An 11,398-nucleotide genomic window follows, 5' to 3' on the forward strand; every position below is an offset into this window, starting at 1 on the left:
CGCAGGAGCGCTCGGCGGTTTTTACCGCTGGTGACGAGCGGCGGCGAGGGTTTTACCGGGTACCTCGAACGGCTGCCCGAAAACAACACTTTATTCGGCGCGGCTTTGCGCACGATTTCTCGTTTACTTGATAATGGAATTTCCAGTTCGGTAGCAGCGCCTTTGCTTGAATGGTTCAGGATAGGTTGACGCTCCAAGGTCTCACTGGGTTTTCAGGAACGAAAGGCGCTCTCCAATGGGCAACAAACTTTACGTGGGCAACCTCGCCTACAGCATCCGCGACGACGATCTCCAACAAGCTTTTGCACAGTTCGGCACCGTGACTTCGGCCAAGGTGATGATGGACCGTGACACTGGCCGCTCCAAGGGCTTCGGCTTCGTGGAGATGGGCTCCGACGCCGAAGCGAAATCCGCGATCGAAGGCATGCATAGCCAGGTCCTCGACGGCCGTGCCCTCGTCGTCAACGAAGCACGCCCGCGCGAAGAGCGTCCCGGCGGCTACGGCGGCGGTGGCGGTGGCCGCTACGGTGGTGGTGGCGGCGGCGGCTATGGCGGCGGTGGCAGCGGTGGCTACGGCGGCGGTGGCAGCGGCGGAAAAGGCGGCTACGGCGGTGGTGGCGGCGGCGGAAAAGGCGGCGGCTACGGCGGCGGTGGCGGCGGAAAGGGCGGCGGCTACGGCGGCGGTGGCGGCAGCCGCGGCTACTGAGCCTCGCAGCATCCAGCAGCAAACAAGGCGGTGAGCTTTCGGGCTCGCCGCCTTTTTATTTGGCTCATTCGCCCAGTCGCCGCTTTCGCGGACGGCCCGCAAGCACCGCATCGAAGAGGGCGTTGGGCAGCATGCGCAGCAGCTTCGACACCACGCCCATCTGCCACGGAATGGTGCGAAAGCTCGCCCCGGCGGCGATCGCATCGAAGGCCTTGTGGGCGAAGCGCTCGGGTGCCATCAGGAAAGGCATTCCGTAGCGGTTGTGGCGCGTGAGCGGCGTGTCGATGTAGCCGGGGGCGATCGTCACCACCTTCACGCCATGAGGACGGCACTCGCCGCGCAGGCTTTCGCAGTAGCTGATCACCGCGGCCTTGCTCGAGCAGTAGGCGCCGTGACCCGGCAGGCCGCGGATGCCGGCCACGCTGGCGATGCCCACCAGGCGTCCGCTGCCGCGCTCGCACATCGCGCGCACGAAGGGCTGGAAGGTGGCGGCCATGCCCAGGTTGTTGGTCTCGTAGGTCGCGCGCATGACCTCGAGGTCGTCGAGAACGGCCGTGTCGATGCCGACGCTGATGCCGGCGTTGGCGATGACGACGTCCGGCACGCCTTGCGAAGCGATGCAGTCCCGTCCGGCGCCGGTGATGCTGGCCACGTCGCGCACGTCGGCCGCGTAGACGGCGAACTCTTCAGCCGCGATGCCTTGCGATTGCGCCCACGCCGTGACCTCGGCGCCGCGGCGCGCGGCCAGCGCGAGCCGATAGCCCGCCGCGTGGTACCGCGCGGCCAGCGCCTGGCCGATGCCGCTGGAGGCGCCGGTGATGAACACCAGGGGCGCGCGCGTCACTTGCGCGGACCCGTCGGGGGAAACTGCGCCGTGACGCGACCCTTGAGCTGGACCAGCCGGTCGAGGTGGTCGTAGTCCATGGACTCGGCGCGCACCTCGGCGCCGCCGCGTGTCACCGTCACCGGCAGGTGCGATCGCAGGCGCTCGGTGTTCAGGAAGGCATGCAGGAACTCGCCGCGGAACTCGATCGGCTCCTCGCCGCCGAGAGCTTCGCGCACCACGTGCGCGCCGCCGCGCAGCTGCACCTCACTGCCGTCGGCGTTGGACAGCGCCATGCGCGCTTCGGCGCGCGTGACGCGGCCGTCCGGGGCGACCGCGCGCAGGCGCACGTTGTCGATCTCCAGCGTGTCGGTGTCCGGGTAGTGGCGCATCGTGTCGCCTTCGATCTGAGCGCGCATGGTGCCGTCCGGCGCGAAGCGCCGCACCATGAAGTTCGACATCACGTAGTCGGGCTCGTGGCGCAGCGGCGCGGCCGGGCGTTCGGGATCGGGCGTCGGCGTGTTCTTCACCAGCCACCAGCTTCCGAGCGCCAGCACCGCCATCACCAGCAGCGGCAGGTAGGACGACGCCTGCTCCAGCAGGCGGGCCGTCCACGGCGGACGCGGTGCCGGCGCGGCTCGCGCGGGCACCGGCGGGGCGAGCCCGACGGCAGGGTCCTGCAGCGGCGTGGCGCTCATGGCGATTCGTCCAGCGTGACCAGATGACCATGCAGCAGCGTCGTGTAGCGGCCGGCCGCCGTGAGCAGCAGATCGCAGCATTCGCGCGCCGCGCCATGGCCGCCGGCCGCGGCCGTGACGTGGTGAGCTACCGCCTTGGCTTCGGCATGGGCGTTGGCCGGCGCGCAGGAGAACGCCGCGCGCATCATCAGTGGCAGATCGGGCCAGTCGTCGCCCATCACCGCCAGCGCGTCCCAGCCGACCTGCAGTGTGCTCATCACACCCGCGGCCGCCGCGAGCTTGTCGTGCGCGCCGTAGACCGCATGCACGATGCCGAGGTCCGCCATGCGCCGACGCACCGCGGGCGAGTCGCGACCGGTGATGACGATGACGACGATGCCTCCTTGGGCGAGCAGCTTGAGCCCATGGCCGTCGAGCGTGCTGAAGGCCTTGAACTCCTCGCCGCGCTCGCTGAGGTAGATGCGACCGTCGGTCAGCACACCGTCGACATCGAAGATCGCCGCGCGGATGCCCTGCGCCTTCAGCAGCAGGTCGGGCGCGAACGACAGCGCCGCCACGGGGAGTGCCGGCGCCATCAGATCACTTTCGCCCGCATCAGGTCGTTGGAGTTCAACGCGCCGACGAGCAGCCCATCGCAGTCGAGCACCAGCACGCTGGTGATGCGGAACTGTTCCATCACGTCAGCGGCATCGACCGCCAGCGCGTCCTCGCGTACCAGGCGCGGGTTGGGATGCATGACGTCGCGCGCGGTCAGGCCGCGAAGGTCCATTCCCTGCTCGAGCAGCCGGCGCAGGTCGCCGTCGGTGAAGATGCCGAGCACGTGGCCCTGCGGGTCCGCGATCGCGGTCGCGCCGAGGCCCTTCTTGGTCATCTCGCGCATCGTCTCGATGAACGGCGTGTCGGGCAGGACGCGCGGCACGGCGTCGCCGCTGCGCATCACGTCACGCACGTGGGTCAGCAGCTTGCGCCCCAAGGCTCCGCCGGGATGAGACCGCGCGAAGTCTTCTTCGCGGAAGCCGCGTGCGTCGAGCAGCGCCACCGCGAGCGCATCGCCGAGCGCCATCTGCGCGGTGGTGCTCGCCGTGGGCGCAAGGTTCATCGGGCAGGCCTCCTGGTCGACGGCACTGCTCAGCACGATGTCGGCGTGCCGCGCGAGCGTCGATTCGGCGCGTCCGGTCATGGCGACCAGCGTGACGCCGACGCGCTTGAGCGCCGGCAGGATCGCCGCCAGCTCGTCCACCTCGCCGGAATTGGAGATGGCCAGCACCACATCGGCGGACGTCACCATGCCCAGGTCGCCGTGGCTCGCTTCGGCCGGATGCACGAACATTGCAGGCGTGCCGGTGGAGGCCAGCGTCGCGGCGATCTTTCGGCCCACGTGGCCGCTCTTGCCCATGCCCATCACGACGACGCGGCCGCTGCAGAGAAGCATGGCCTCGACCGCGCGTGTGAAGCTCTCGCCCTGCCGCGCCTTCAGACCCAGCAGCGCCTGCGACTCGATGTCGAAGGTCTGGTGGGCGAGGTGCAAGGCGCGCTGCGCGTCGAATGAGGGTTTTGCAGGCACGGTGCGGCGCCGGGTGTCCGATAGGATGCGCCGATTGTAGGCATGGGCCTTGCGAACGGTCGCCGTGCGCCCATCACCCTCGCGGCATGGCTTCAACTCTCGAACTCGTCCTGCTCTACCTCGTCGCCGCGGTGGCGGGAGTGGTCGTGTGCCGCCTCGTCAAGCTGCCACCGATGCTCGGCTACCTCACGGTCGGCGTGGTGATCGGTCCCAACGCGACCGCGCTGGCGCAAGGCTCGACGGGCATGCAGCACCTGGCGGAGTTCGGTGTCGTGTTCCTGATGTTCGTCATCGGGCTCGAGTTCAACCTGCCCAAGCTGAAGAGCATGCGCAAGCTGGTGTTCGGCCTGGGGCTGAGCCAGGTGGTGCTGACCATCCTCGCGGCGCTCGCGGGCAACGCGCTGCTCGGCTGGGTCGTCGTGCAGGCCGGCGCGAGCTGGGGCCTGGGCTGGAAGGCGGCGTTCGCGCTCGGGGGCGCGCTGGCCATGAGCAGCACGGCCATCGTCGTCAAGCTGATGGCCGAGCGCCTCGAGCTCGAGAGCGAGCATGGACGGCGCGTGATGGGCGTGCTGCTGTTCCAGGATCTCGCGGTCGTGCCCCTGCTGGTGCTGATCCCCGCGCTCGGTTCGGAGCCCGAGGCGCTGTTGCGCGAACTGGCGCTCGCGGCGCTGAAGGCTGCCGTGCTGCTGGCCCTGCTGCTCGTCGGCGGCCAGCGCGTGATGCGCTGGTGGCTCACGCAGGTCGCGCGGCGCAAGAGCGAAGAGCTGTTCATCCTCAACCTGCTGCTGGTCACGCTGGGGCTGGCCTACCTCACCGAGTTCGCCGGCCTCTCGCTTGCACTCGGCGCCTTCATCGCGGGCATGCTGATCGCCGAAACCGAATACAAGCACCAGGTCGAGACCGACATCCGGCCGTTCCACGACGTGCTGCTGGGCCTGTTCTTCATCACCGTCGGGATGCGCCTCGATCTGGTGGCGGTGGTCCAGCAGTGGCCGCTGGTGCTCGGCCTGTCGCTGCTGCCCGTGCTGTTCAAGTTCGGCCTCGTCACCGGGCTCGCCAAGCTGTTCGGCGCGCAGACGGGCGTCGCGCTGCGCACCGGCCTGTACCTCGCGCAGGCCGGCGAGTTCGGCTTCGTGCTGCTGGCGCTGGCGACCGACGGCGGGCTGCTGCCGCCGTCACTGCACACGCCGGTGCTCGCGAGCATGGTCCTGAGCATGCTGGCGACGCCGTTCATCGTGATGTACAGCAATCGCATCGTCATGCGGCTGTCGGCCAACGACTGGCTGCTGCAATCGGTCGCGATGACGACGATCGCCAAGCGCGCCATCAACACCGAGGCGCACGTGATCATCGCCGGCTACGGTCGCAGCGGCCAGAACCTGGCGCGCATCCTCGAGCTCGAGCGCATCCCGTACATGGCGCTCGACCTCGACCCCGACCGCGTTCGCCAGGCGGCCGCCGCCGGCCAGAGCGTGGTGTTCGGCGATGCGGCACGCCTGCAGAGCCTGATGGCCGCGGGGCTGGCGCGCGCCAGCGCGGTCGTCGTGAGCTATCCCGACACCGCCTCGGCGATGAAGATCCTGCGCCTGGTGCAGGCCCACGCCCCCAAGGTGCCGGTGCTGGTGCGCACGATCGACGACAGCGACCTGGAACGGCTGCGCGCCGCCGGCGCGACCGAGGTGGTGCCCGAATCGGTGGAGGGCTCCTTGATGCTGGCCAGCCATGCGCTGGCCCTGGTGGGCGTGCCGATGCGGCGCGTGATCCGCGTCGTGCAGGAGCAGCGCGATGCGCGCTATTCGCTGTTGCGCGGCTACTTCCACGGTGCCGACGACGACACCGCGGACGAGCTGCAGACGGCGCGGCTGCTGAGCATCACGCTGCCGTCGGGCGGCGCGTGCGTCGGCCAGACGCTCGGCGAGCAGGCGCTGCACGCGGTCGGCGTGAATGTCGTGTCGCTGCGTCGCGCCTCGGGGGCGGTCACCAAGCCGTCCGACGCGCTGGTGCTGGGCGCAGGTGACACGCTGGTCCTGTCGGGCCTGCCCGAGCCGCTGGCGCTCGCCGAAGGCAAACTGCTCGGGGCATCCTAGCTGGCGCCGTGCGAGCCGCGCGGTGACAATCGGCGGCGCGATGAACACCTCCGCTCGCATCGACAGCCCGGCCGACTACATCAAGCGGCACATCCGCACCGTGCCCGACTGGCCGGCTCCCGGCGTGCAGTTCCGCGACATCACGCCGCTGCTCGCAAACCCGCGAGTGTTTCGCGTGCTGATCGATCAGTTCGTGCATCGCTACTTCGACGTCCGCCCGAGTGCCATCGCCGGCCTCGACGCGCGCGGCTTCATCATCGGGTCGGTGCTGGCCTACGAGCTGAACATCGGCTTCGTGCCCATCCGCAAGAAGGGCAAGCTGCCATTCACGACGGTCGAGGAAACCTACGAGCTCGAATACGGCTCGGCCACGGTGGAAATGCACACCGACGCGGTCAAGCCCGGCGACCGCGTCGTGCTGATCGACGACCTCATCGCCACCGGCGGCACGATGATGGCCGGCATGCGGCTGCTCGAGCGGCTGGGTGCCACGGTGATCGAAGGCGCGGCCATCGTCGACCTGCCCGAGCTGAACGGCTCGCAGAAGCTGCGGTCGGCCGGTTTGCCGCTGTTCACCCTCGTCAGCTTCGAAGGCCACTGAACATGCGAAGGGCCTGTGACGGGCCCTTTTCGCCGATGCCGCGCGCTTCGGCTACGAGAACGGGATCTGCCGCGCGATGTTGGCGCGCATGCGCACCGCCATCACGCCGCCGGCGGCGCGCAACAGCTCGAGCGCCAGGGCCGGCGAGCGCTGCGACATCTCTTCGAGGCGCGGCCCGCGCAGTGCCCACACCGCGCACGGCGTCATCGCTTCGACGTTGGCCAGGCGCGGCGCATCGCTGAACAGCCCGGGCTCGCCGACCACCGATCCCGCGCGCAGGATGGCGATGCGATTGCTCCCCGGCGGGCCGCCGGTGATGAAGACCTGCAGCGAGCCCTCGGCCAGGAAATACATCGTGCGGTCGGTGTCGCCTTGCTTGATCAGAAGATCGCCGGCGCGGATGTCGTGGCGGGTGAGGTACGGCGCGACCGCCCGCCATTGATCGGCCGACAGGCGCGCGCGGAACGCATCTTCCGCATTGAGCGTCTGGATCGCCTGAACCAGCTTGTCGAATTCCATGGTCCTCCGCGCGCTGACTGCCGTGGCCAGCCCTCCTGCATTGTTCGTGCGGCAATTATTGACTGGCCACCCGGCCGCCACAATCGCCAGACCCCGGGGAAAGCGGCCCGCCGGTCGCTCGGCGAGCGCCGTTTGTCACGAAGCGCCCGACCCTCACTTCCCGATACAAAAGCGGCTGAAGATGACACCCAGCAAATCATCGGGAGTGACCTCGCCGGTGATCTCGCCGAGCGCGCGCTGCGCGAGCCGCAGCTCCTCGGCGAACAGGTCGAGTGCAGGGTCGCTGCTGTCCGCCTGATGCTGCGCCGCCTCGAGGTGCTCTCGGGTTCGACGCAGCGCCTCCACATGCCGCGTGCGCGCGATGAACAGGCCCTCGGGGATGGCGTGCCAGCCGGCCAGCTCGAGCAGGCGGCGGCGCAGGTGATCGAGGCCGGCGCCAGTCCTGGCCGAGACGACGACGCCTTCGAGGACCTGCGCCGGCGCCTGGACCGCGTCGGCCTTGTTGAAGACATGCACCAGCCGTCCGCCGTGCAGCAGCGCCGGCGGCAGCCGGGCCGCGATCGCGGCGTCGCCGGCCGCGTGTTCGGCCTCCCCATGGCGCGTGAGGTCGTGCAGCAGCAGCAATGCATCGGCCCCTTCGATCTCGGCCCAGGTCCGCGCGATGCCGATTCGCTCGACCTCGTCGAGCGTCTCGCGCAGGCCTGCGGTGTCGATCACGTGCAGCGGCACGCCTTCGATCTGGATCGTCTCGCTGACCTTGTCGCGCGTGGTGCCCGGAATGGGGGTGACGATGGCGAGCTCGGCGCCGGCGAGCGCGTTCAGCAGCGAGCTCTTGCCGACATTCGGCTGCCCGGCGATGACGACCTTGATGCCCTCGCGCAGCAAGGCGCCCTGGCGTGCGCGATCGAGCACCGCGTCGACCTGCGCGACGATGCGGGCGAGCTGGCCGCGCGCATCGGCCTTCTGCAGGAAGTCGAGTTCCTCTTCGGGGAAATCGAGCGTGGCCTCGACCAGCATGCGCAAGGTGACGAGCTGGTCGGCGAGGGTGCGGATCTCGACGGAGAAGCCGCCGGCCAGCGAGCGGCTCGCCGAGCGCGCGGCGGCTTCGGTGCTCGCCTCGATCAGGTCGCTGACCGCTTCGGCCTGCGCGAGGTCAAGCTTGTCGTTGAGGTAGGCGCGCTCGGTGAACTCGCCCGGCTCGGCCAGGCGCAGTCCGATGGCCCGGCCGGCTTCGAGACAGCGCGCCAGCAGCAGCTGCAGCACGACCGGCCCGCCGTGCGCCTGGAGCTCGAGCACGTCTTCGCCGGTGTACGAATGCGGCGCGGGGAAGTGGATCGCCAGGCCCTGGTCGATCGGCTCGCCTTGCGCGTCGAGGAACGGCAGGAAGCTCGCATGTCGCGGCGTCAGTGCGCGGCCGCAGACCGCATCGATCAGCAGAGCGAGGTCGCGCCCGGAGGCCCGCACGATGCCGACCGCGCCGCGACCCGGGGCGGTCGCGATGGCGACGATCGGATCGCGGTGGCGCGGCAGCATCCGCCGATTGTCTACTTGCCGATGACGCCCAGCCGCTTGTTGATCACGTACTGCTGCGCGATCGACAGGATGTTGTTGGTGAGCCAGTACAGCACCAGTCCGGCCGGGAAGAAGAAGAACATCACGCTGAACACCAGCGGCATGATCCACATCATGCGCGCCTGCACGGGATCGGGCGGTGTCGGGTTCAGCCAGGTCTGGAACATCTGGCTCGCGGTCATCAGCAGCGGCAGGATGAAGTACGGATCCTTGACCGACAGGTCGGTGATCCAGCCGATCCACGGCGCGTGCCGCATCTCCACCGTCGACAGCAGAACCCAGTACAGCGCGATGAAGAACGGCATCTGCACGAAGATCGGCAGGCAGCCGCCCAGCGGGTTGACCTTCTCCTCGCGGTAGATGCGCATCATCTCCTGCTGCATCTGCTGCGGCTTGTCCTTGTAGCGTTCGCGCAGTTCCTGCACCTTCGGGTTGATGGCCTTCATCTTGGCCATCGAGCGGTAGGCGCTCGCGTTGAGCCAGTAGAAGGCGATCTTCAGCAGCACCACCAGCGCGACGATGGCCCAGCCCCAGTTGCCGATCAGCTTGTGCAGCCAGGTCAGCAGGGCAAACAGCGGCTTGGCAAGGATGGTGAACCAGCCGTAGTCCTTCACCAGCTCGAGGCCCGGTGCGAGCGTCTCGAGCTTTTCTTCCTCCTGCGGTCCGGCGAACAGCACGGCGTCGAAGAGCTGCTGGCTTGCCGGCGCGAGGGCCGGCAGCGTGAAGATCTCGGAGACGACGTAGGTGCGGCGGCCGTAGTCGGTCTGGTTCGCATCGAGCGCGCGGACGCTGAACTCGCGGCGCAGCGGCGCGTTGTGGATCCAGGCCGACGCGAAGTAGTGCTGGACCATGCCGATCCAGCCGGTGTCCGCGACCTTCTCGTAGCTCGCGTTGCCCTTGTCGATGTTGCTGAACTCGATCTTCTGGAACTTGGCGTTCTCGGTGTACACGGCCGGGCCGGTGAACGTGAAGTAGAAGCTCGATTCGCCGGGCAGCGGATTGCTGTCGCGCACCAGCTGCAGGTACAGCTGCGGTGCCGGGACCGGTGCGCTGCCCACGTTGCGGATCTCGTGGCGCACGTCGACGGTGTAGCGGCCGCGGTGGAAGGTGTAGGTCTTCACCAGCTTCACGCCGCCCTGCTCGGGCGACTCGAAGCTGATCGACAAGGTGTTGAGTCCTTCCCGAAGCGTGCGCTCGCCCGGCACGACCTTCATCGCGCTGAGGTGATTGGGCAGGCCGCCAGCGCCGAGCAGTCCGCTTTGCGCCAGGTACACGTGCTGGCTGCTGCGGTCGAACAGGACGACGTTCGGCGGCGGCACGCTGCTCGCCTTGCCGGCGCCGACGAGCGCAAGGAACGGCTCGTACCAGGGCTTGTCGACCGCCTGCTTCTGGGTCAGCAGCTCCAGGTACTCGAGCGTACCGCCTTGGCTGTTCAGCCTGGCTTTCACGAGGTCGGTGGTGATCTCGACGATCTCGGCGGCAGCCGCTGCGGTGCCTGTGGTCGCCGGCGCGGCCGCGTTCAACACGGGCGTCGCCGTCGACGAGGGCAAGGTGGCTGTCCCGGTCGCGGGGGCCGGGGCAGGCGCGGTCGCCGCGGGACGGCTGGGGGCCGGCGACATCAGCGAAGGCTGCCCCGTGTGCTTCATCCAGGCGTCGTACAGCAGAAACAGCGAGATCAGGAAAACACCCCACAACAGGGTGCGGCGCATGTCGGTCATGTGATGTTCTTTTCGCGGGGAAGAAAGGATCGGAACAGGCGCGGCGGCTCGTCCGGCACCGGGTCGTGTCCGGCAGCGCACCAGGGTCCGCAGCGAAGCAGTCGCCTGGCCGCCAGGTAGCTGCCCGCGGCCGCACCGTGACGCTCCAGCGCTTGCAGTGCATAGCGGGAGCAGGTCGGCTCGTACAGGCAGCGGCTGCCCAGCCAGGGACTCAGCCAGAAGCGATAGAAGCGCACCAGCGCCATCAGCAGGCGGCGCGGCACATCGGCCAGATCACGCAGCAGCGACATCGGACACTCAGGCGGAAGGCGACCGGCGCACCGCGTCGGCCAGCAGGGTGTCGAGTTCGAGCCGCGCCACCGCGCTCAGCGCGGCCGACGCCGCGCTGGTGAACTGTTCGCGCGCAAAAGGAGCGCGCAGCCGCACCACCCACAAGCCTGCCGGCAGATGAGGTTGGCGGCCCACCGCGGCACGGATCTGCCGCTTCAGCAGGGACCGCGTGACGGCCCGCCGGGCATGCCGCTTGGGCACGACGGCGCCCAGCCAGACCCGGTCGGGCGGGCGCGCCGCATCCGGGTCATCCACAGCCGCGGGCGAGGGGGCCGAGCTGCCTGTTGACAACTCGGTGGACAAACCGGGGATGACTCGGCGGGACGGCGTCCCGGGGCGGGCCTGCAGGTGATGCAGCGCGAAATGCGAAGTCCGCGCCCGGGTGGGCGCGGACAACACACGTTCGAAGTCGGCAGAACGCACGATGCGGCCGATCACCTGGCCTCCTGCGTGGAGACGGCGGACCGGCGTCGCGCTCAGACCGACAGGCGCTTGCGGCCCTTGGCGCGACGGGCGTTGATGACGGCACGCCCTCCGCGGGTCTTCATGCGAACGAGAAAGCCGTGAGTGCGGGCGCGGCGAACCTTCGAAGCTTGGTAGGTGCGTTTCATGTTGATTCCTGGAGTGAGCGGCCTACCGGATACGGACCGCCGTGGCGCTGAACCGAACCAGATGCCTTGTGTTGGCGATTTGCCTTTGACGATTTGCCTTGGCAACTCGCGCGTGGACACATTGCGCCGTCGCGGGCACGTTGCCGCGCCGTTGCAAGAAAGGCCAAGT

The 11,398-nt window shown here is 68.9% G+C and carries 13 protein-coding genes; 3 read left to right on the plus strand and 10 right to left on the minus strand.

Annotation, left to right across the window (positions count from 1 at the left end; all coding sequences use genetic code 11):
* Positions 1 to 235 precede the first annotated feature (235 nt).
* Positions 236 to 706: an RNA-binding protein gene (locus P7V53_RS31450; protein ID WP_280153422.1), complete on the plus strand. Its 471-nt coding sequence runs from the start codon at positions 236 to 238 to the stop codon at positions 704 to 706.
* Between the two features lie 64 nt (positions 707 to 770).
* Here the strand turns inward: P7V53_RS31450 and P7V53_RS31455 are convergent, their stop codons facing one another.
* Genes P7V53_RS31455 through P7V53_RS31470 form a run of 4 tightly spaced genes read right to left on the minus strand, consistent with a single transcriptional unit; the run spans position 771 to position 3,791 of the window.
* Positions 771 to 1,550 (minus strand): SDR family oxidoreductase, encoded by a 780-nt coding sequence (locus P7V53_RS31455; RefSeq protein WP_280153423.1) that lies wholly within the window; start codon positions 1,548 to 1,550, stop codon positions 771 to 773.
* Positions 1,547 to 2,227: an LPS export ABC transporter periplasmic protein LptC gene (gene lptC / locus P7V53_RS31460; RefSeq protein WP_280153424.1), complete on the minus strand. Its 681-nt coding sequence runs from the start codon at positions 2,225 to 2,227 to the stop codon at positions 1,547 to 1,549. The genes P7V53_RS31455 and lptC overlap by 4 nt, the downstream gene beginning before the upstream one ends.
* Complete coding sequence (locus tag P7V53_RS31465; RefSeq protein ID WP_280153426.1) at positions 2,224 to 2,802, minus strand: HAD hydrolase family protein; 579 nt, start codon at positions 2,800 to 2,802, stop codon at positions 2,224 to 2,226. The genes lptC and P7V53_RS31465 overlap by 4 nt, the downstream gene beginning before the upstream one ends.
* Positions 2,802 to 3,791, minus strand: coding sequence for a KpsF/GutQ family sugar-phosphate isomerase (locus P7V53_RS31470; RefSeq protein WP_280153428.1), 990 nt, complete (start codon positions 3,789 to 3,791; stop codon positions 2,802 to 2,804). The genes P7V53_RS31465 and P7V53_RS31470 overlap by 1 nt, the downstream gene beginning before the upstream one ends.
* 86 nt (positions 3,792 to 3,877) lie before the next feature.
* Between P7V53_RS31470 and P7V53_RS31475 the strand changes: the two genes are divergently transcribed.
* The gene (locus P7V53_RS31475; RefSeq protein WP_280153429.1) at positions 3,878 to 5,878 is read left to right on the plus strand and encodes a monovalent cation:proton antiporter-2 (CPA2) family protein; all 2,001 of its coding nucleotides are present in this window, start codon (positions 3,878 to 3,880) and stop codon (positions 5,876 to 5,878) included.
* 40 nt (positions 5,879 to 5,918) lie between these two features.
* Positions 5,919 to 6,479, plus strand: coding sequence for an adenine phosphoribosyltransferase (locus tag P7V53_RS31480; RefSeq protein ID WP_280153430.1), 561 nt, complete (start codon positions 5,919 to 5,921; stop codon positions 6,477 to 6,479).
* Between the two features lie 51 nt (positions 6,480 to 6,530).
* Here the strand turns inward: P7V53_RS31480 and P7V53_RS31485 are convergent, their stop codons facing one another.
* From P7V53_RS31485 to rpmH, 6 genes are all read right to left on the minus strand, one after another.
* Complete coding sequence (locus tag P7V53_RS31485) at positions 6,531 to 6,998, minus strand: cyclic nucleotide-binding domain-containing protein (RefSeq protein WP_280153431.1); 468 nt, start codon at positions 6,996 to 6,998, stop codon at positions 6,531 to 6,533.
* A 153-nt stretch (positions 6,999 to 7,151) separates the two neighbouring features.
* Positions 7,152 to 8,531 (minus strand): tRNA uridine-5-carboxymethylaminomethyl(34) synthesis GTPase MnmE, encoded by a 1,380-nt coding sequence (gene mnmE, locus P7V53_RS31490; RefSeq protein WP_280153432.1) that lies wholly within the window; start codon positions 8,529 to 8,531, stop codon positions 7,152 to 7,154.
* An 11-nt stretch (positions 8,532 to 8,542) separates the two neighbouring features.
* On the minus strand, positions 8,543 to 10,288 hold the full coding sequence (gene yidC / locus P7V53_RS31495; RefSeq protein WP_280153434.1) for a membrane protein insertase YidC: 1,746 nt from the start codon (positions 10,286 to 10,288) through the stop codon (positions 8,543 to 8,545).
* Positions 10,285 to 10,551 carry a membrane protein insertion efficiency factor YidD gene (gene yidD, locus P7V53_RS31500; RefSeq protein WP_280156650.1) on the minus strand — a complete coding sequence of 89 codons (267 nt, stop codon included), beginning with the start codon at positions 10,549 to 10,551 and terminating at the stop codon, positions 10,285 to 10,287. The genes yidC and yidD overlap by 4 nt, the downstream gene beginning before the upstream one ends.
* 34 nt (positions 10,552 to 10,585) lie before the next feature.
* Positions 10,586 to 11,056 (minus strand): ribonuclease P protein component, encoded by a 471-nt coding sequence (locus P7V53_RS31505; protein ID WP_280153435.1) that lies wholly within the window; start codon positions 11,054 to 11,056, stop codon positions 10,586 to 10,588.
* Positions 11,057 to 11,094: 38 nt separating this feature from the next.
* The gene (rpmH, locus tag P7V53_RS31510; protein ID WP_112191104.1) at positions 11,095 to 11,229 is read right to left on the minus strand and encodes a 50S ribosomal protein L34; all 135 of its coding nucleotides are present in this window, start codon (positions 11,227 to 11,229) and stop codon (positions 11,095 to 11,097) included.
* Between the last annotated feature and the right edge of the window lie 169 nt (positions 11,230 to 11,398).

Origin of the sequence: Piscinibacter sp. XHJ-5 (genome assembly GCF_029855045.1) — a bacterium.
Taxonomy (GTDB): Bacteria; Pseudomonadota; Gammaproteobacteria; order Burkholderiales; family Burkholderiaceae_C; genus Albitalea.

Bases quoted from the DNA above. Each gene is read 5' to 3' on its own strand.
- mnmE (WP_280153432.1), bottom strand. From the start codon at position 8,531: ATGCTGCCGCGCCACCGCGATCCGATCGTCGCCATCGCGACCGCCCCG.
- yidC (WP_280153434.1), bottom strand. From the start codon at position 10,288: ATGACCGACATGCGCCGCACCCTGTTGTGGGGTGTTTTCCTGATCTCG.
- rpmH (WP_112191104.1), bottom strand. From the start codon at position 11,229: ATGAAACGCACCTACCAAGCTTCGAAGGTTCGCCGCGCCCGCACTCAC.
- P7V53_RS31450 (WP_280153422.1), top strand. From the start codon at position 236: ATGGGCAACAAACTTTACGTGGGCAACCTCGCCTACAGCATCCGCGAC.
- P7V53_RS31475 (WP_280153429.1), top strand. From the start codon at position 3,878: ATGGCTTCAACTCTCGAACTCGTCCTGCTCTACCTCGTCGCCGCGGTG.
- lptC (WP_280153424.1), bottom strand. From the start codon at position 2,227: ATGAGCGCCACGCCGCTGCAGGACCCTGCCGTCGGGCTCGCCCCGCCG.
- P7V53_RS31480 (WP_280153430.1), top strand. From the start codon at position 5,919: ATGAACACCTCCGCTCGCATCGACAGCCCGGCCGACTACATCAAGCGG.
- P7V53_RS31485 (WP_280153431.1), bottom strand. From the start codon at position 6,998: ATGGAATTCGACAAGCTGGTTCAGGCGATCCAGACGCTCAATGCGGAA.
- P7V53_RS31465 (WP_280153426.1), bottom strand. From the start codon at position 2,802: ATGGCGCCGGCACTCCCCGTGGCGGCGCTGTCGTTCGCGCCCGACCTG.